Here is a 20,370-nt window from a genome sequence, read left to right as displayed (position 1 = left end):
TATGATTACGCCAACATGGACTGCCCCTGACACTATTGGAGCCCTCAGTACAACTCGTGAAAACGGGGTATCTAAGGCACCGTTTAATAGCTTTAATGTGGGGTTTCATGTTGGTGATGATGAGCAAGCTGTGCAGGCAAATCGCACTGCTTTAACGAGGCAATTACCAAGCCCTGCTGTGTGGTTAAATCAAGTACATAGTGCGGATGTGGTGGTGGTTGATGAACGCGTTGATATTCATTCAGTAAGTAGCGCTGATGCACTTTATACTCGCCTAAAGCAGCAACCGCTTGCCATCATGACGGCCGATTGTTTACCCGTGCTATTGTGTTCAACGTCAGGGGATGAAGTTGCTGCGGTTCATGGTGGGTGGCGCGGATTAGCGAAGGGAATTCTTGCCAATACACTGAGTAAGTTTAAGGCTGAGCCTGCTGACATCATTGCCTGGTTTGGTCCTGCTATCGGGGCTTTGCAGTTTGAAGTCGGGCAGGATGTTAAAGATTGTTTTTGCGATCAAAACCAGATTCATCAGCATGCGTTTACTGCCCAAGGTGAAAAATACTTAGCGGATATTTATTTACTTGCCAAGCAGCAACTCAGTCAGCTTGGTGTTGTGGGTATTTATGGCGCAGAGTATTGCACCTACTCACAGCCATCATTATTTTTTTCGTATCGACGAGATGGTCAAACAGGGCGAATGGCAAGCTTGATCTGGCGCAAATAATCGCACTTTTTAGTGATTAAATTTTCATCTCTTACTTGAACAAACTACATATCATACCCATTAATTAAGCAATTAGTTTTTTTAATAGGTAAACCTTCATGCGTTTAGATAGATTTACAAGTAAATTTCAATCTGCGCTTTCAGATGCGCAGTCATTAGCACTTGGGCGCGATCATCAATTTATTGAGCCCGTGCACTTAATGTATTCATTACTTCAGCAAAGTGGCTCTAGTGTTCGTGCACTCCTTGCGCAAGCTGGCGTGAGTGCAGACGAGTTAAATACAAAATTATCACAAGAAATCGAAAAGCTTTTTAAAGTAGAAGGCATTGGTGGCGACGTACAGCTATCGAATAATATGGTTTCGTTAATTAACTTATGTGATAAATATGCTCAAAAGCGTAAAGATAAATATATATCGAGTGAACTTTTTGTACTTGCTGCGTGCGATGATAAAGGCCCGCTAGGAGATATATTTAAAGCGCTCAATATCACTTCAACAAAAATTGAAACGGCCATAGAGGCTATTCGTGGCGGTCAAAAAGTGGATGACCCGAATGCGGAAGAAACTCGTCAGGCATTAAAAAAATTCACCATCGACCTTACTGAGCGTGCCGAGCAAGGTAAGCTTGATCCTGTGATTGGCCGCGATGACGAAATACGCCGTACCATTCAGGTTTTACAACGTCGTACGAAGAACAACCCCGTGTTAATTGGTGAGCCAGGCGTGGGTAAAACAGCCATTGCTGAAGGCTTAGCACAACGAATTATTAATGGTGAGGTACCCGAAGGGCTCAAGAGCAAACGCGTGTTGTCGCTTGATTTAGGGGCATTAGTTGCGGGTGCTAAGTACCGTGGTGAGTTTGAAGAGCGTTTAAAATCAGTTTTAAATGAATTAGCCAAAGAAGAGGGCCAAGTAATCCTCTTTATTGATGAAATTCATACCATGGTTGGTGCAGGTAAAACTGATGGTGCGATGGATGCAGGGAACATGTTAAAACCTGCTCTTGCACGTGGTGAGCTTCACTGTGTGGGAGCCACAACGCTTGACGAGTATCGCCAATACATTGAAAAAGATGCAGCACTTGAACGTCGCTTTCAAAAGGTATTCGTAGCAGAGCCATCGGTAGAAGACACCATCGCGATTCTTCGTGGTTTAAAAGAGCGTTACGAGCTACATCACTCTGTTGATATTACCGATCCGGCAATTGTTGCAGCGGCGCAGCTATCGCACCGTTACATTAGCGATCGTCAGTTACCCGATAAAGCGATTGATTTGATTGATGAAGCGGGCTCGTCAATTCGTTTACAAATTGACTCTAAACCAGAGTCACTTGATAAACTTGAGCGTCGTATTATTCAGTTAAAACTCGAAGATAATGCACTTGCCAAAGAAAAAGATGAAGCAAGTCAAAAGCGTCGTACTGAAATGCAAGAGCTAATAGCTGAACTTGAAGTGCAGTATCGTGAGCTTGATGAAGTATGGAATGCCGAAAAAGCCTCTTTGCAAGGCACACAAGTGATTAAAGCGGAGCTTGAACAAGCTCGTTTAGACTTAGAAGTCGCGCGCCGAGCAAGTGATTTACAACGGATGTCTGAATTACAGTATGGCCGTATTCCTGAACTTGAACGCAAGTTAGATCTTGCATCGCAAGCAGAAATGCAAGAAATGAGCTTACTTAAAAACCAAGTTGGTGAAGATGAAATTGCAGAAATTTTATCGCGCTGGACAGGTATACCCGTCTCTAAAATGCTGCAAGGCGAGCGAGAAAAACTACTGCAAATGGAAGATCAACTTCATCACAAAGTCATTGGCCAAGATGAAGCCGTGGTTGCTGTAGCGAATGCGATTCGTCGGTCACGTGCAGGGCTTGCTGATCCAAACCGCCCAATAGGTTCTTTTTTATTCTTAGGCCCAACAGGGGTAGGTAAAACAGAGCTTACTAAAGCGCTTGCAAGTTTTATGTTTGACACTGAAGATGCCATGGTGCGCATTGATATGTCTGAGTTTATGGAGAAACACTCAGTAGCACGCTTAGTGGGAGCACCGCCGGGTTACGTTGGATATGAAGAAGGTGGCTATTTAACAGAAGCTGTTCGTCGTCGTCCATACTCTGTTATTTTGCTTGATGAAGTAGAAAAAGCGCACCCCGACGTGTTCAATATACTTTTACAAGTGCTTGATGATGGCCGTTTAACTGATGGACAAGGTCGTACCGTTGATTTTAAAAATACGGTGATCATTATGACCTCAAACTTAGGATCAGACATCATCCAAGAGCAAGCTGGTTCGAACGACTATGCAACGCTAAAAGAGAAAGTGATGGGAGTGTTGGTAAGCCAATTCAGACCCGAGTTTATAAACCGGATTGATGAAACGGTGGTATTCCATCCACTTGCGAATGATCATATTAAAGAAATTGCCGATATTCAGTTAAGTAAACTGCGTGAACGCTTAACCGAAAAAGGCTATCTTCTTGAGGTAACTGATGCTGCCCTTGACCGTATAGCAGAAAGTGGTTTTGATCCTGTCTATGGTGCACGACCGTTAAAACGTGCAATTCAACACACCATAGAAAACCCGCTAGCGCAGCGCTTGCTTGGAGGTGAATACCTACCTGGCGCTATTATCCATATTGATGCAGATGAAAATGGGTTGGTTTTTTCAACTCGTTAATATCGGAAAATAAAGAAGCCGCATCAAATGATGCGGCTTTTGTGTTTGATTAAACAATTTTAATAAATCGCTTATTTAAGAAACACTAAACTTTAAACGTTAATAGCATATCGTTTACTTTGCGCGACCCCTCAACGAGGCCTGCGGCATCTTTAGCTACGTTATAGCTGAGCTTTAAGTTCTCTTCGCTGTGTCCTTTAATACTTTCAACGTTTTCACGTATATCTGCACTGACAACTTGTTGCTCTTCGGCTGCGGTAGAGATTTCGGTCGCCAAACCAGATATTTCATTTATCTGTGCGAATATACTCGCAAGCTCAGCTTGAGTATGTGTGGTTGTTTCAACACAACTATCAGCTTGTTGCTTAGTTGACTGCATTACTTTAGACCAACTAAATAATGTATCTTGAATTTCTTTAATTGAACTATGAATTTGCGCAGTGGCATTCTGTGTTCGTGAAGAAAGTGCACGCACTTCATCGGCAACGACAGCAAAACCTCGACCATGATCACCTGCACGGGCAGCTTCAATTGCGGCGTTTAAGGCAAGTAAGTTTGTTTGCTCAGCTATACCTTCAATTTCAGTCATCACTTGGCCGATTTTATCGGCTTCACTGGCTAATGAATTAGCGGTTGTTGCTGCTTGTTCAACTTGGTTAGCAAGGTCTGATACCATCGCGCTATTGTCTTCAATATGCAGTTTGATATCTGTACAGCTTTGGTATGTATCATTTACCTTTTCAGCTGTATGGTGCGTATTTGCTGATATTTCACCAATGGTTGCGCTCATTTGCGTCATTGCAGTCGCAATATCACCTAAACGCTGACCTTGTGCCGCTATACCCTGCTCAGTAAGCGATGACTGCGTATCTAAGTTTGTTGCGATATTCTTAAAGGAGTAGGTCGAGTCTTTAACGCGACCCAGCACTGTTCGTAATTTTGCAAATAGCATCTGCTGGTTATATAGCGCAATACTAAATGGGTGTGCACCGCAATACACATAGCGTGACACAGAATCAAACTCTGCACGCTGTGATTTAAGTGCTGAAGGAGTCACTATTAACTCATCATAATTAAGCGCAGCAAGCAGTAAAATAATGGCAAGTGTCGCTAATACAGTCATCAACGATGTGGTAAAACCAAGTGCAATAACCCCCGCAAGAATAATAATCAAAGACACTATTTGTCTTAGTGACACATTTTCGCGAAACGAGGCGATTGATTTGCCATCATTAATCTTTTGATACAAAGCCGTAGCGCGTGTTTTCAAGTGTTCAGAGGGTTTTGTACGCACTGATTGATAGCCGACTAATTGCCCATGTTCGTAAATGGGTGTGACAAAGGCATCAACCCAATAATAACGTCCATCTTTACAGCGGTTTTTTACCATGCCTCGCCAAGAGTGGCCTTGTTTAAGCTTTTCCCACATTTCTTTAAATGCGGCTTTAGGCATATCAGGGTGGCGCACTATGTTATGGTTTTTACCTAATAGCTCATCTTCGGTATAGCCCGCTATGTTACAAAATTCTGTGTTTACGTAGGTAATTACCCCACGTAAATCGGTTGTCGAGACAAGCTCCTGTTGTTCAGAGTATGTCACTTCTTGATTAATGATTTCTTGCCCACGACGCATATGAGTCCTTGAAATATACTTTGTTACGGTGTGCGGATTATAATCTCAGAAAAATGTAAGGGAAGAGGGGACAAGCTGATTACTGCTAAAGTTTTAGAAATTTTATTCATCCCTTGATCTAAAACAATAACTTGTCTGATAAATTATGCTTAAACTAACCCTTTTGTATTGCATGAAATGAATGTCAGAAATAATCGGTCTTGCTGATGGGGGTGATGAAGCAATTTAGCATCAATGAAGTGCCCTCAAACCAATTGTATAATAGTATTCACAATGGCAAGATGAGCTATGAGTGACGGAGCATAAAATCAAACAACTATTTACTCTTGAGTATTTATTTTTTGCCCCCATACACTTAGGATTAAAGCCACGCGGCTCGAGGAAGCATTTTTGATAAAACATAATTTAAATAAAACGCTAGAAGCGTTAACAGCACATTTTCCACACGCAATAAATGGGATTAAACGTGGCATCGAGCGAGAAGCATTAAGGATTAAACCAAATGGTGTTATCTCAAAACAGGGTCATCCACAAGGAGTGGGAAGCGCTTTAACCAATGACCATATCACCACTGATTTTTCTGAGTCTTTATTAGAATTCATTACGCCTGTTAGCACATCGGCTGAGCAAACATTAGCGCAGCTTAAAGATTTGCAAAAGTTTACCTTGTCACAGATGGATGATGAGCTGCTATGGCCTATCAGCATGCCATGCTTTATTGATAATCAAGATGACATTGTGCTGGCTCAGTTTGGTGACTCAAACATAGGGCGCATGAAAACGTTGTACCGAGAAGGATTAAAGAATCGGTATGGCAGCATGATGCAAGCTATTGCTGGTGTGCATTTTAATATCTCTTTTCCTGATGAGTTATGGCAGAGCTTGCACGCGTTGAGTGCCAGTGAGCAACCACTTAGCACGTTTATTTCAGATGGTTATCTGGGGCTTATTCGAAACTTTAAGCGTGAGCTTTGGTTAATAAGTTACTTATTTGGTGCGTCACCTGCATTATGTAGCTCATTTTTACAAGGGCGAAAAACTGATCTGCCATTTAAAAAGTTGGGCAAAGGCACATTGTACCTTGAGGTTGGCACCGCACTGCGATTAGGTAATTTAGGTTACACAAACAGCGCTCAATCATCGTTGCGAGTGATGTATAACTCGCTTGAGGAGTACGTAGCAGGTTTGAAAGCTGCCATTCATACGCCTTCAGATATCTACGGTCATATTGACGACTACACCCGTGCTGAACCAAAGCAGCTTAATAAAAATATCTTACAGATAGAAAATGAGTTTTACTCGCCAATTCGACCAAAACGTAATGCTACATCAGGCGAAACACCGACAGATGCCCTATTACGAGGGGGCATTGAGTACATAGAAGTGCGTGCACTTGATGTAAATCCATTCAGTGAAACAGGGATCGATTTACAGCAAATCCGTTTCCTCGATGTCTTTTTAACGTATTGTCTTTTAAGCGAATCTCCAACAATGGATTGGCAAGAGCAACAGTTAAGCACGCAGAACCTTGATGCGGTAGTTAATGAAGGGCGCAACCCTGAATTACAATTAACAAAACAAGGTGAAGCAGTTAGCTTGGTTGATTGGGCATCGACTATTTTTGAGAGTCTAATCCCTGTTGCGCGTTATATGGACAGTGCGTATGGCGTAAGTTACTACAGCGAAACAATTCATGAGCTGTCGAGTTGGGTAACTGAGTCAAGTAAAACGTTTTCAGGGCGTTATGTTGCAACACTTGCAAAAGAAAACCAAGATAACGGCCAGTTTGCTTTAGCACTTGCACAGCAATATAAAGAAAATCATTTAGCTGCGGATTATCAGTATTACGATCCGGCTTTTTTAAGGGAACAAGCCGTCAATTCGATTGCAAAAGAGCGTGAAGTAAAAGCAGCAGATACGCTATCTTTTACGGCCTTTTTAGATGATTACTTTGCTAAAGCTTAGCGGCTTTTAGGCATAAAAAAACGCAGCCTAGGTTGGCTGCGTCAAAGATTCTTCAGGGATGAAACAATGCTATACTGCTGCATTCATAAAGTCAGACTGACTCAATAAGAAAAAGTTCAGCGAGATATTAAAAAAAATGAAAAAAAATTTAATTATTTTATCGCTGGTCGCTTCTATGGCGGGTTGTGCCACGGCTCCACCAGAGCAACCGCATGATATTTGTAAGATTTTCGAAGAAAAACCTGATTGGTATTATGATGCACGTGATGCACAAGAAAAGTGGGGCTCGCCAAAACATGTGCTGATGAGCATGATGTATCAAGAAAGTTCATTCCGTCATGATGCCGCTCCACCGATGGAATACTTTTTATGGATCATTCCTATCGGCCGAGCAAGCTCTGCCTATGGTTACTCGCAAGCAAAAACACCTACGTGGTCAGACTATATTCGTGAAACCGGCAACAGTGGCGCTGACAGAGATGACTTTGATGATGCCATCGATTTTATGGCTTGGTTTGTTTATAAAACACATAAAGTGAATGGTGTATCAAAGTGGGATGCTTACGCACAATACCTAAATTACCACGAAGGGTGGGGCGGGTATAAGCGCGGTACCTACAAAAGCAAAAAGTGGTTAATGAGTGTAGCTAATAAAGTAAAACACCGTGCGAGCCGGTATGGTGCTCAGCTTAAACAGTGTGAAGATGAGCTTGATAAAAACTGGTTTGAGCGCTTATTTGGCTAAACACGTACAAAGATAAAAAAGCCCGTAACTACGGGCTTTTTTATTGCATTCAATTGCACTATAACATTAAATTGCACTATAACATTAAAGAGTACCCACTCTGTTACTGTTAGGTACACTTGTGCATGTGATTACTTGCCAGGAAATTGGTGAATATGCACATCGCGCTGCGGGAATGGGATAGTGATATCTGCTGCATCGAAAGCAATTTTCACTTTTTCATAGAGGCCAAAATACACAGGCCAATAGTTATCAGAATCAACCCATGCCCAAACGAGCATACCAATGTGGCTGTCACCATGTTGACTAACATGCACAACAGGTTTCTTCGCTTCTTGGTCTTTAAGCACTAATTCGTAGTCATTAAGGACATTCAGAAGTACTTCACGGGCTTTATGAACGTCATCGCCATAGCTAATACCAAATTCAATGTCGACACGGCGAGTGGCTTCCGCAAACTTATTCTTCACGCAGCCGTTTGACAGGGCCCCATTCGGGATGATTATTTTTTCATTATCGTAGGTAAGCAAAATAGTGACGAAAATCTGAATTTCAACGACTTTCCCCATGTAACCTTGTGCTTCAATAACATCGCCCACTTTAAAAGGTTTAAAGAATAAGATCAGCACACCACCTGCAAAATTAGCCAGACTGCCTTGCAATGCCATACCCACAGCTAAACCTGCAGCACCGAGCATTGCGATGAATGAGGTGGTTTCTATGCCAATCATTGAGGCGACAGAAATAAGTAATAGTATCTTCAGAATGACAGAAATAAACGACACTAGAAAGTGTGTCAGGCCTGCTTCAAACTTTACTTTATACATTGATTTTTCGGTCATCTTGGCAATTCTGCCAATTAGCCACCAACCAATAACAAGCACCAAAATCGCTAAAATAAACTTTGGTCCATACGTCATGAGTAGCTCAATTGCTTGGTTATATACTTTTTCGATCGATATTTCGTCCATTTTTGCTCCATGTAACGAGACGTTAAAATATGCAAGCCATAGTAGACGAATTAGCAGCTTAATGTGTGTTTATAGGTATGAAATAGGAAACTTCGGGGTAGAATTATGAAATAAGCTATAAAAAAAGGAGTAGCAAGCTACTCCTTATCTGTTATTCAGTTCGTTTACTGGGAATAACTTTCACCAGTTTCACCATATTCTCTTTCACTTCCAATACTTCTATTGGGTAGCCTGCTATTCGTAGGCTTAAATTCGAATCTGGGATATCTTCAAGGTATTCAACAATTAAGCCACTCAAAGTTTTAGGGCCGTCGATAGGTAATTCCCACCCCATCTCTTTATTTAGATCACGGATGTTTGCACCACCATCAACAAGCACTGTGCCATCATCTTGAGTTGTCACTTCTTCACTTGGAGTACGTGTTTGCGTTGTGGTGAAATCACCTACCACTTCTTCAAGAATGTCTTCAAGAGTTACAAGGCCTTGAATATCACCGTATTCATCAACCACTAAACCAATTCGTTCTTTTGATTGTTGGAATTTCAAAAGCTGTGTGTTCAGCGAGGTACCTTCAGGGATAAAGTAAATCTCGCGGACCGCACGCAGTAATGATGGTTTATCAAACTGCTCTTTCGTCAATAGACGAAGTGCATCACGTGAGTGAATAAAACCAACCGCATCATCAATTTGATCGCGATAAAGTAATACGCGAGTATGCTGTGCATGTGTTAGTTGGCGACTGATTAGTTTCCAATCGTCATTAATATCAATGGCGACAATTTCGTTGCGTGGGATCATGATGTCTTCGACGGTCACTTGCTCTAAATCTAAGATAGACGTCAGCATGCTTTGGTGACGTGCAGGCAATAAGGCACCCGATTCATTAACCACGGTTTTTAATTCTTCTTTACTTAAGCTGTGCTCCTCGATTTGCGCGGTCGTAATACCAAATAAACGTAACATACCATTGGTCAGCCAGTTTACCATTACAACGAACGGGAAGAGTATTTTAAGCAAGCCTTTAAGCACGATAGAGCTAGGAAACGCGACTTTTTCAGGGTAAAGAGCCGCGAGCGTTTTTGGTGTAACTTCAGCAAAAATTAACACCACTAAAGTCAGAGCACCTGTCGCAATAGCCAAGCCAACGTCACCGTATAAGCGAATACCAATAATCGTCGCAACCTGTGCTGCAGCGATATTAACTAGGTTGTTACCAATCAAGATCAGACCAATAAGTCTGTCTGGGCGACTTAAGAGTTTACTGACGCGTTTCGCTGCGCGATGGTTTTCTTTCGCAAGATGGCGTAAACGAATACGGTTAATTGACATAATTCCGGTTTCAGAACCCGAAAAATAAGCAGAAATAAGTATCAATAATCCCAATACGATAAACAGGGTACTAGTCGATATGTCGTCCAACGATGGATCCTTTTTTTATAAACCAATGCATATTAAGCTAGAGAGAGCTTGCTGAGTCAAGTTAAAACTTATTTAGTATCACTTCTTGAATGAAACGGCTGCCAAAATAAGCAAGTGATAGGATAAATGCAGCTATCATGATCGAAAATACCACGGGTTTTCCTCGCCAACCTTGGCGTAAGTGACCAAGCGTAACAACCGTGAAAATAAGCCACGCAATCAATGATAAAACCGTTTTATGGATAAACTCACTGGCAAACATACCGTCTAAGAATATAAAACCAGACAGAAGTGCGAAGGTGAGTAAAATAGTGCCTAAAGTTAATAGTTGGTAGAGCTGACGCTCGACCACCATTAGCGGGGGTAAATGGCTGTGCACAATGGCTAAATCTTTACGCTTTAAGCGCTTATCAATAAAGTAAAATTGTATAGCGTATAAAGTCGCGATAATAAGTACGCAATAAGCTAGCAAAGATAGCGAGATATGTGTCACTAAGCCTAGTTCTACATCAATGGTATGAATAATCACATGATGCGGTATAAATAGGCTAGCAAGCGTTAAAATAGCTGCAAAGCCATAAACAACAGGCAATAGCAACGTTGCAGGAAACTTAAGCGACACCGCCGTGACAGACACCACAATGACCCAGCAGGTTAAAAGTGCCACATTAACAATGCTTAAATCTTGGCCGTCTGCTCGAAAAACAGAATTCACCAGTAATAACATATGTGCAAGGATTGCTACGGTGCTTAAAATCACCGTGAGCTTTTGGCTTGGGCCTTGTTTGTGAAAAAGGCGTGAAAGCACATGCGACGTTGCTAACACATAAAACAAACTAGCAATAATAGTTAAACTAATAATCATCGTGTTTTGGCCACTTAATTTATATCAATAAATCCTTGTCTCATTGATGCCATTGTATTTTATAGCAAGGCAAAAGCATAGAGTTTGTAAAAAGAAACTCAAACAGCGCACTTGAACACTGTATTGTCGACCACCATTTACGGTATACTGCTAGGAATTGAAATTTAATATTGCCTGTATTGCAACTTAAATTGTGTTTTTTGCGCGCTTTACAGGTGAAACACGTTTTATCGGAACCTTTACATGTTTGAGAATCTCCAAGAACGCTTAGGTAAAACCTTAAAAAATATCAGTGGCCGCGGACGCTTAACTGAAGACAATATTAAAGATACATTACGTGAAGTCCGCATGGCATTTTTGGAAGCGGATGTTGCGTTACCCGTTGTTCGTGATTTTGTTAAGCAAGTTAAAGAACGCGCAGTTGGCGTTGAAGTAACTAAAAGCTTAAGTCCAGGCCAAGTGTTCATTAAAATCGTTCGTGAAGAGCTTGAAAAAGCCATGGGCGAAGCAAATGAAGAGCTAAGCCTGAATGCGCAGCCGCCAGCAGTTGTGATGATGGCGGGTTTACAAGGTGCCGGTAAAACGACCAGTGTGGGTAAACTTGCTAAGTTCTTAAAAGAACGCAAAAAGAAATCTGTGCTTGTGGTGAGTGCTGACGTATATCGTCCTGCGGCAATCAAACAGCTTGAAACTCTAGCTACTGAAGTAGGGGTTGAGTTTTTCCCAAGTGATATTTCGCAAAAGCCTGTTGATATTGCCAGTAATGCGATTGCCCACGCGAAGAAAAAGTTTATTGACGTTGTTTTAGTTGATACAGCGGGCCGTTTGCACGTTGACAGCGACATGATGGATGAAATCAAGGCACTACACAGTGCGATTAATCCTATTGAGACCTTATTTGTTGTTGACGCAATGACAGGTCAAGATGCTGCAAATACAGCAAAAGCGTTTGATGAAGCATTACCACTCAGTGGTGTGATTCTAACGAAAACTGATGGTGATGCCCGTGGTGGTGCTGCTTTATCTATTCGCCATATCACCGGTAAGCCGATTAAGTTCATGGGTGTGGGTGAGCGCACCGATGCTCTTGAACCATTCCATCCTGACCGTATAGCGTCGCGTATTCTAGGCATGGGTGATGTACTTTCATTGATCGAAGAAGTCGAAATGAAAGTCGACAAGGAGAAAGCCGCTAAAGTTGCTGAAAAAGTATTTAAAGGCGATGGCTTTACACTTGATGATTTTGCTGAGCAGCTGCGCCAAATGAAAAACATGGGCGGTATGATGTCGATGCTTGATAAATTGCCAGGTATGCAAAATTTACCCGATGCAGTAAAAGGGCAAATGGGTGATAAAACATTTGTGCAAATGGAGGCGATTATTAACTCAATGACGCCAAAAGAACGCGCCCGCCCTGAAATCATTAAAGGCTCACGTAAAAAACGTATTGCAGCGGGTTCTGGTACTCAAGTACAAGAAATCAATAAATTGCTTAAGCAATTTACGCAGATGCAAAAGATGATGAAGAAAATGAAAGGTAAAGGCGGCATGATGAAAATGATGCGCGGCATGAAAGGGATGTTACCACCAGGTATGATGGGTGGCGGACCTAAGTTTTAATTTTCAAAAAGTCCGTTTCGTGTAAAAAAGGAGCAAATAGCTCCTTTTTTAATGGATAAATTATGCCGAACTTAGGCGCAAATGTAAGATTTAACGCACAGATCAGTGTTTAATCAACTAAACTTACATTTTGCATCACTTCTTACTTGCAATGTTGCAAAAAACTCGTACAATTCCCCAGCTCCCCGTACTGGGGAGTAAATCTTATTAATGAAAACAGTCAATCTATTTAGAGGACGGTATGGTAACTATTCGTTTGCAACGTGGTGGCGCTAAAAAACGCCCTTTCTATCAAATTGTGGTTGCGGATAGCCGTTTCTCGCGTGACGGTCGCTTCATCGAGAAAGTAGGTTTCTTTAACCCAATCGCTTCTGGTCAGGAAGAAAAAGTACGTTTAGATTTATCTCGTGTTGAACACTGGGTAGGTCAAGGCGCATCTCTTTCAGATCGCGTAGCTAAATTAGTTAAAGACGCTCGTAAAGCGGCTTAATAGGCGTAAGTGTAACCATGAGTCAAGAGAACACCTCGATAATTGTTGTAGGAAAGCTCGGCGCCCCCTATGGTATAAAGGGCTGGCTTAAGGTGCATTCATTTACTGATGATCCCGAAGGGATCTTCGATTTCAGCCCATGGTTGATAGGGCAACAAGGTAAATGGCAGACCTTAGAGGTGGTCGACTGGCGTCGCCACAACAAAGGCTTTATCGCTAAAGTTGCGCAAGTAAACGATCGAGACCAAGCAATGGCTTTCACCAATGTTGAAATCTCTGTTGACGCGGCGCAACTACCAGAATTACCGCAAGGTGAATTCTATTGGCGAGATCTCATTGGCATGTCTGTTGTAACCGATAAAGGTTACGACTTAGGCACGGTTGATGACCTAATGGAGACAGGTTCAAATGATGTTTTGGTTGTGAAAGCAAACAAAAAAGATGCATTTGGCCAAGCTGAGCGTTTAATTCCTTTTTTAACAGACTCTGTTATTAAAGAAGTTAAACACGAAGCAAGAGAAATTACCGTAGACTGGGACCCAGGGTTTTAATGTCACAAACGAGTTCGTTATGGGTAGGGGTGATAAGCCTTTTCCCGGACATGTTTGATGCTATTACCACTCAAGGGGTAACAGGTCGCGCAGTTAAAAATGGTTTAATTGACTTTAACTGCTGGAATCCACGTGACTACGCTACTGATAAGCATAGAACCGTGGATGATCGTCCTTATGGGGGCGGTCCCGGCATGTTGATGATGGTTGAACCATTGAAACAAGCCATCCTTGACGCTAAAAAAGCGGCAGGCGATGGTGCAAAAGTAATTTATATGTCCCCGCAAGGGCGCAAATTAGATCAGCAAGGTGCGGCTGAATTAGCCAATTCCGATAAACTGATTTTGATTGCCGGTCGCTATGAAGGTATAGATGAGCGAATCATAGAGTCATATGTTGACGAAGAATGGTCAATAGGTGATTTTATTCTGAGTGGTGGTGAACTACCCGCTATGACATTAATTGACGCTGTTGCGCGATTAGTGCCTGGTGTACTAGGTCACAATCAGTCAGCAGAGCAAGATTCATTTTCGGATGGATTGCTTGATTGTCCTCACTATACACGGCCAGAAACATTGGATGATAAACAGGTGCCTGCTGTATTGCTCAGCGGAAACCACCAAGAAATTGCTAAATGGCGCTTAAAGCAGTCATTAGGTAGAACTTGGTTACGTCGTCCTGACTTGTTGCATAACCTAGCTCTGACTGAGGAGCAAGCGGCACTTCTTGCAGAATTCAAGCAAGAGTACCAACAAGCTTGTGGCTAGAAGACAGTTACACCTAGGAAAGTGAGAAATATAATGGCAAAAGTAAACCAAAATATTATTAAAGCGCTTGAAGAAGAGCAGCTTAAAACAGACGTACCAGCATTCGGCGCTGGTGATACAGTAGTTGTACAGGTACGTGTAAAAGAAGGTAACAAAGAGCGTCTACAGGCCTTTGAAGGTGTTGTAATCGCTAAGCGTAATCGTGGTCTTCACTCAGCTTTCACAGTTCGTAAAATCTCGAGCGGTGAAGGTGTTGAGCGTGTATTCCAAACGCACAGCCCTCTTATCGACAGCGTAACAGTTAAGCGTCGCGGTGCAGTTCGCCGTGCGAAGCTTTACTATCTACGTGAGCGTTCTGGTAAATCTGCACGTATTAGAGAAAAACTTAACTAATACGCGCTGTTTATCAACGCAAAAAAAAACGGGTTGCAGCCTTCGGGTTGCAACCCGTTTTGGTTTTAAGGGAACAATTTTTCTATTGTATTAATTCGCTTAATTAAGAGAGCAGTTTTGAAGCGATAAAACGTCATTGATAACAAGGCAAAAATGTCGTTATTTAGTCATTCTCGGCAATAGCTCCTGCATTGCTCTACCTTCTGCATCCATGCAGTCATAAATCAGACATTTTTAACGCAGGTAGCGAGAGGTTTAATCCCTCAAAATGATGAAGCATTATTGTGGATTGAAATTAGCTGGCTTCTTCTTATTTTACTTTTCACACCTCTTTCAATAATTCCCGTACAGCAATATTTGAACTGGCGTATTTCCCCTGCGTGATTAGCCCAAGGACTTTGTACTTTGCTGCTTATGCTGGTACTATATTTCGTATTAAAAGGTTTACTTTTTTGTATATTTTAGTTTACGTTTTGGGTTTGAGGTGTAGTAACAGTGGATAAGCTAGCAGAATTAAGAGCAGGGATCGATGAATGTGACGCGCAATTAGTCGCGTTATTAGCAAAGCGTAATGGTATTACAGAACAAATAGGGGCTATTAAGCAGCAAACAGGGGCGCCATTACATGCGCCCGACCGTGAAGCCGATTTGCTGGCAGCTCGTCGCCAAGAGGCAATGAGTCAAGGCGTTAACCCTGAGCTTGTTGAAGATATCCTGCGTCGTATGATGCGAGAAGCGTATCAAAATCAGCAAGGGAGCTTGGCCTGTTCTGCTCCTCAGCTATCTCCGATTGTCATTGTGGGTGGTCAAGGGGCTATGGGGCAATTATTTGCCCAACAATTTATTCGTTCTGGGTATGAAGTCCGTATTTTAGATAAACAACAGCAGGCTGATAGTGAAGCTATTTTAGCAGGCGCAAAGCTGGTGTTAGTGAGTGTGCCAATCAATGCGTTAGAACAGGTAGTAGCTGCATTACCAACGCTTGATGATGAGTGTTTATTGGTTGATATAACCTCGGTGAAGCAAAAGCCATTAAAAGCATTAATGGCAGCTCATTCAGGCCCTGTTGTTGGTTTACACCCAATGTTTGGCCCCGATATATCTCATTGGGTAAAGCAGACTGTTGTGGTATGTGAAGGACGTAATCATGAAGTTGCGCAAGGATTATTGGCACAATTACAAGTGTGGGGCTGTCAGGTAGTGGAAATGGATGCTAAAAAGCATGATGAAGCAATGCAAATTATCCAGGTCATGCGCCACTTAACGACTTTTGTTTATGGTCAGTTTTTAGCAAAACAAAGTCATACACTCGCAGAATTGAGAAGTTGTTCATCACCCATTTATCAGCTAGAGCTCATGATGGTTGGTCGTTTATTTGCGCAATCGCCAGAGCTTTACTCTGATATTATGCTTGCGCAATTTGATGATGTCGAAGCCTTATTGGCTAACTACCAAGATACGTTTGCGCAAACATTAGAAAAATTAAAAGCGGGTGATAAAGCCGCTCTTATAGATGCCTTTGCAGAAGCTAAAGCGTATTTTTCAGATGCAACGGCACATTTCTTGACACAAAGTCGTAGCTTATTGAATAAAGCGAATGATGCTAAAGTGCTTGATTAACACTGTCGCATAAGTAAAAGCGAGCACATTGTATGCTGCTCGCTATACATTGCTTATTAGTGACCGCCTAATGAGCCAGGTAATCCACCCGAATGGTGTTGAATAAGTCCCCATTGATAGAGTAATTCAGTCATATCAGACAAACTAAATAACGTCATACTTAAACCTACAACAGTCAATACGATTGTATAGGGTAGTGCCATAAAGACCATTCGTCCGTAAGAAAGCCTGAGCACGGGGGCAAGTGTCGAGGTGAGTAAAAATAAAAATGCAGCTTGACCATTTGGTGTCGCCACACTAGGCAAGTTAGTCCCTGTATTAATTGCAACGGCTAACAAATCAAATTGATCACGGCTGATTTGCCCCGCCTCTAACGCGGCAGCGACTTCATTAATATAAACTGTACCAACAAAAACATTATCGCTCACCATAGAAAGTAATCCATTCGCAATAAAGAACATCACCAATTGTAACTGCCCTTCAAATGTCAGCACCCAACTGATAACCGGCGTAAACAAATGTTGGTCGATTATTACTGCAACAATTGAAAAGAATACACACAGCAGAGCGGTAAAGGGGAGTGCTTCTTCAAATGCTTTTCCTAATTGGTGCTCTTCAATGATCCCTGCACTGGCAGTGGCAAAAATAATCACCGATAAACCAATTAACCCGACGGTTGCTAAGTGTAAAGCAAGTCCAATGATGAGCCACACCGCTATTACTGCTTGAATAGCCAAATTGACTTTGTCACGCGTTGTTCGTTTTTTCTCAAGCTTTTTAGCATGCTCAGATAATATGGTGTGAATAGGAACTGGCAATTTAGCACCGTAACCAAATGTCTTCGTTTTTTCGAGTAGAATAGTTGTCGCTACACCTGCAATCATTACAGGCAAGGTGATGGGGAGCATGCGAAAGAAAAACTCTCCGAAAAACCAGCCAGCACGTTCTGCAATAATTAAATTTTGCGGTTCACCAACCATGGTGCATACGCCCCCTAATGCAGTACCGATTGAAGCATGCATCAACAAATTGCGTAAAAATGCCCGAAATTCTTCCAATTCTTGACGATTGACAGGACGCACTTGATTATCGTCGTTTATATCATGTTCACTGCAGGAGTCTTTCCCCGAAGCAACTTTGTGGTAAATGCTGTAAAAACCCATTGCAACGGCAATAACAACCGCCATGACAGTTAGGGCATCAAGAAATGCAGATAAGAATGCAGCAGCAAGTGTAAAAGACAGCGACAGCACTGTTTTACTGCGAACTGAGACAACTAACTTAGTGAAAATATACAGTAACAGATCTTTCATAAAGTAAATGCCCGCAACCATAAAGATCAACAGTAAGATGACATCCACATTTTGAACTATTTCATGTTCGACCTGACCCGCTGAAGTCATTCCAATAAACATCGCTTCTATCGCCAGAAGTCCACCGGGTTGAAGCGGATAGCATTTTAATGCCATAGCAAGGGTAAAAATAAACTCTAGTACCAGCACCCAGCCAGCAATATAAGGGTTTAATTGAAATAAAATCGGATTTAACAATAAAAAAGCAAGAATGGTGTATTTATACCATTGTGGCGAATTCCCTAAAAAGTTTTTAAAGATTGCCGGCAGAACTCGTTGCTGCATTGCAGTACCTTATTAGATGGGATGATAACGCTAATAAGTTAATTCACTTAGCGTTAACAGTAAATATGCTGTTAGTGTAATTTTAGTATAGCTAAAGTACGATAACGATTGTTAATTATTAACTTAAGTGTGGTTTATTAATACTAGGCTAATTATTTCGTTATTATCTTTAGATTTTTATGTACACTGGATGGACTTTACTTGTTAGTTACAGAGCATCTGGTACAATCAGTGGGTTGATCGCTTTGTGCGATAGAAGTATGTGCTAACTCAAGTGGAAATTGAATGAGAATTTTTAAAGCGAAAAGTCCAGCAGGTTTTGCTGAAGAATACATTGTTGAATCTATTTGGAATGGTGACTTTCCGCCTGGCTCAATTCTTCCAGCAGAACGAGAGTTGTCAGAGTTAATAGGTGTTACACGTACCACTTTGCGTGAAGTGCTACAGCGTTTGGCGCGTGATGGCTGGTTAACGATTCAACATGGTAAACCAACTCGCGTTAATAATTTCTGGGAAACCTCAGGCCTTAACATTCTAGAGACGTTAGCACGACTAGATGAAGACAAAATGCCAGAGCTTACCGATCAACTTCTATCGGCTCGCACTAACATTAGTGCCATTTACACTCGTGCTGCAATAAAATTAGCACCTGAACGCGTGATCGAAATTTTATCGCAAAGTGAACAGCTTGAAGACAGCGCGCAAGCATTTGCAGACTACGATTACAAAGTGCATCATGAACTTGCTGTCGCAGGTAACAACAGAATCTATGTACTTATCTTAAATGGCTTTAAAGGTTTTTACTCAAAAATCGGTTGCCATTACTTCTCTGATTCGCGTACACGTGAGCTTGCTCGCCAATTTTATAAAGATTTAACCTCGCTTGCTGAGCGTCATGAACACGACGGGGCTATTTCGCTTATGCGTAAATACGGCCATCAAACGGGTGAAATCTGGCAGCAGATCCGTGGTGATATGCCAGAAGATATTATGGACTAACAGCCCTTAGTTATGCGCCTTTTTATATTTGAGAACCCAGCTTTAAGCTGGGTTTTTTGTATTTATTTAACAATAAGGTGGGTTCATAATCACCCTGCATCATAAGGTAATTCGATAGACATAGCGCATATCTTTTTTATATCAATTTTTCCGATTGCATATATCGCTTTTTTCGATTGTTCATTTGCCTGTAACCTCTTTAAACTATCTTGCTAAATATCGATACTTACTCTTGGTTTTTGTTTTTTCGGAACCATATATATGTGAGTATTGCGTAGGCAATTGGAAATAAACTCAAATATTTGGAGATAAAAATGGGTGTATTAGTTGGCCGTCAGGCACCAGACTTTACTGCAGCAGCTGTTCTTGGTAACGGTGAAATCGTTGAAAACTTCAACCTAAAAGACACTATCAAAGGTAAAAAAGCAGTTATCTTCTTTTACCCGTTAGACTTCACTTTCGTATGTCCTTCAGAGTTAATCGCTTTCGACAAGCGTTTTGAAGAGTTCCAAAAGCGTGGCGTTGAAGTAATCGGTGTTTCTATCGATTCACAATTCTCACACAACGCATGGCGTAACACTGCTGTTGCTGACGGCGGTATTGGTCAAGTTAAATATGCACTAGTTGCAGACGTTAAGCACGAAATCTGTCAAGCGTACGACGTTGAGCACCCAGAAGCAGGTGTTGCTTTCCGTGGTTCTTTCCTAATCGACGAAGAAGGTACAGTACGTCACCAAGTAGTTAACGATTTACCATTAGGCCGTAACATTGATGAAATGCTTCGCATGGTTGACGCACTAGCGTTCCACAGCGAGCACGGTGAAGTATGTCCAGCAGGTTGGACTGAAGGTAAAAAAGGTATGGATGCAAGCCCTGAAGGTGTTGCTAAATTCCTTTCTGAAAACGAAGGCGACCTATAATTTAGGCCTTTGTTGAAAGTATTAAAAAACCCGCCAATTGGCTAATGCCAGTCAGTTAAGAGCTGACTGGCATTTTCTTTTGTAAGGATACTTATTTGGTTTCCTTCTTATCACCCTTGGATAATGCCTGTCTGGTAGCCTATCGGGTAAGATAAACAACCTAAGTGTTGTCAGTAACTCATCATAATGAACAGGTAACTTACTTGCACTATGTATTGGCGTAAACATGAAGAAAGCGATTACCTGCCGCATAGATTGGCTAAAGCTTAATTGAGTAGGCAAGATATCTTCTTCTTTAGTTGCATCAAGCATGATTATGCGTATTAAGTTGTAAGCGAGTAGTAATCCCCATAACTCTTGGCGTACCATGTCTGG

General features: G+C 41.8%; 17 protein-coding genes and 1 pseudogene. 12 read left to right on the top strand and 6 right to left on the bottom strand.

Annotated elements, in window-relative coordinates; translation table 11 throughout:
* The first annotated feature begins 1 nt into the window (after nt 1).
* Entirely contained in the window at nt 2–724 is a 723-nt protein-coding gene (gene pgeF, locus BM378_RS15405) for a peptidoglycan editing factor PgeF (protein WP_074989541.1), read from the top strand.
* 98 nt (nt 725–822) lie between these two features.
* Nucleotides 823–3,399: an ATP-dependent chaperone ClpB gene (gene clpB / locus BM378_RS15400; RefSeq protein WP_074989540.1), complete on the top strand. Its 2,577-nt coding sequence runs from the start codon at nt 823–825 to the stop codon at nt 3,397–3,399.
* An 85-nt stretch (nt 3,400–3,484) separates the two neighbouring features.
* On the opposite strand, the gene BM378_RS15395 is transcribed toward clpB, so the two are convergent.
* Nucleotides 3,485–5,032, bottom strand: coding sequence for a methyl-accepting chemotaxis protein (locus BM378_RS15395; RefSeq protein WP_074989539.1), 1,548 nt, complete (start codon nt 5,030–5,032; stop codon nt 3,485–3,487).
* A gap of 390 nt (nt 5,033–5,422) precedes the next feature.
* Between BM378_RS15395 and gshA the strand changes: the two genes are divergently transcribed.
* Both gshA and BM378_RS15385 read left to right on the top strand, forming a co-directional pair.
* Nucleotides 5,423–6,997: a glutamate--cysteine ligase gene (gshA, locus tag BM378_RS15390; protein ID WP_036967091.1), complete on the top strand. Its 1,575-nt coding sequence runs from the start codon at nt 5,423–5,425 to the stop codon at nt 6,995–6,997.
* 136 nt (nt 6,998–7,133) lie between these two features.
* Entirely contained in the window at nt 7,134–7,742 is a 609-nt protein-coding gene (locus BM378_RS15385) for a transglycosylase SLT domain-containing protein (protein WP_036967095.1), read from the top strand.
* A gap of 131 nt (nt 7,743–7,873) precedes the next feature.
* Here BM378_RS15385 and BM378_RS15380 read toward each other — a convergent pair whose 3' ends face one another.
* The 3 genes from BM378_RS15380 to BM378_RS15370 form a co-directional block, all read right to left on the bottom strand.
* Nucleotides 7,874–8,713, bottom strand: a complete 840-nt coding sequence (locus BM378_RS15380) for a mechanosensitive ion channel family protein (RefSeq protein WP_036967099.1) — start codon at nt 8,711–8,713, stop codon at nt 7,874–7,876.
* A gap of 151 nt (nt 8,714–8,864) precedes the next feature.
* Nucleotides 8,865–10,133, bottom strand: coding sequence for an HlyC/CorC family transporter (locus tag BM378_RS15375; RefSeq protein ID WP_141687232.1), 1,269 nt, complete (start codon nt 10,131–10,133; stop codon nt 8,865–8,867).
* A gap of 61 nt (nt 10,134–10,194) precedes the next feature.
* Entirely contained in the window at nt 10,195–10,998 is an 804-nt protein-coding gene (locus tag BM378_RS15370) for a cytochrome C assembly family protein (protein WP_036967105.1), read from the bottom strand.
* 243 nt (nt 10,999–11,241) lie between these two features.
* On the opposite strand from BM378_RS15370, the gene ffh reads away from it, so the two are divergent.
* The 6 genes from ffh (at nt 11,242) to tyrA (ending at nt 16,439) form a co-directional block, all read left to right on the top strand.
* A complete protein-coding gene (gene ffh, locus BM378_RS15365) occupies nt 11,242–12,618 on the top strand; it encodes a signal recognition particle protein (protein WP_036967108.1) in 1,377 nt (458 codons plus the stop codon).
* 241 nt (nt 12,619–12,859) lie between these two features.
* Entirely contained in the window at nt 12,860–13,108 is a 249-nt protein-coding gene (gene rpsP / locus BM378_RS15360) for a 30S ribosomal protein S16 (protein WP_036967110.1), read from the top strand.
* 17 nt (nt 13,109–13,125) lie between these two features.
* The gene (gene rimM, locus BM378_RS15355) at nt 13,126–13,659 is read left to right on the top strand and encodes a ribosome maturation factor RimM (RefSeq protein ID WP_036967112.1); all 534 of its coding nucleotides are present in this window, start codon (nt 13,126–13,128) and stop codon (nt 13,657–13,659) included.
* Complete coding sequence (gene trmD / locus BM378_RS15350; protein ID WP_036967113.1) at nt 13,659–14,426, top strand: tRNA (guanosine(37)-N1)-methyltransferase TrmD; 768 nt, start codon at nt 13,659–13,661, stop codon at nt 14,424–14,426. Before rimM ends, trmD begins: the two co-directional genes overlap by 1 nt.
* 33 nt (nt 14,427–14,459) lie before the next feature.
* Nucleotides 14,460–14,819: a 50S ribosomal protein L19 gene (rplS, locus tag BM378_RS15345; protein WP_004587324.1), complete on the top strand. Its 360-nt coding sequence runs from the start codon at nt 14,460–14,462 to the stop codon at nt 14,817–14,819.
* Between the two features lie 495 nt (nt 14,820–15,314).
* Nucleotides 15,315–16,439 (top strand): bifunctional chorismate mutase/prephenate dehydrogenase, encoded by a 1,125-nt coding sequence (gene tyrA / locus BM378_RS15340; protein WP_036967115.1) that lies wholly within the window; start codon nt 15,315–15,317, stop codon nt 16,437–16,439.
* A gap of 56 nt (nt 16,440–16,495) precedes the next feature.
* Here the strand turns inward: tyrA and nhaB are convergent, their stop codons facing one another.
* Nucleotides 16,496–18,076, bottom strand: coding sequence for a sodium/proton antiporter NhaB (nhaB, locus tag BM378_RS15335; protein ID WP_074989538.1), 1,581 nt, complete (start codon nt 18,074–18,076; stop codon nt 16,496–16,498).
* A gap of 285 nt (nt 18,077–18,361) precedes the next feature.
* Between nhaB and fadR the strand changes: the two genes are divergently transcribed.
* The gene (fadR, locus tag BM378_RS15330) at nt 18,362–19,075 is read left to right on the top strand and encodes a fatty acid metabolism transcriptional regulator FadR (RefSeq protein WP_036967119.1); all 714 of its coding nucleotides are present in this window, start codon (nt 18,362–18,364) and stop codon (nt 19,073–19,075) included.
* Nucleotides 19,076–19,389: 314 nt separating this feature from the next.
* Nucleotides 19,390–19,995 (top strand): peroxiredoxin C, encoded by a 606-nt coding sequence (locus tag BM378_RS15325; protein WP_036967121.1) that lies wholly within the window; start codon nt 19,390–19,392, stop codon nt 19,993–19,995.
* Nucleotides 19,996–20,046: 51 nt separating this feature from the next.
* On the opposite strand, the pseudogene BM378_RS20450 reads toward BM378_RS15325, so the two are convergent.
* Nucleotides 20,047–20,370, bottom strand: a pseudogene (locus BM378_RS20450) (IS4 family transposase); the annotation flags it as partial.

It is taken from the genome of Pseudoalteromonas lipolytica, assembly GCF_900116435.1.
GTDB lineage: Bacteria > Pseudomonadota > Gammaproteobacteria > Enterobacterales > Alteromonadaceae > Pseudoalteromonas > Pseudoalteromonas lipolytica.
This window is presented reverse-complemented; position numbering and strand designations above follow the sequence as displayed.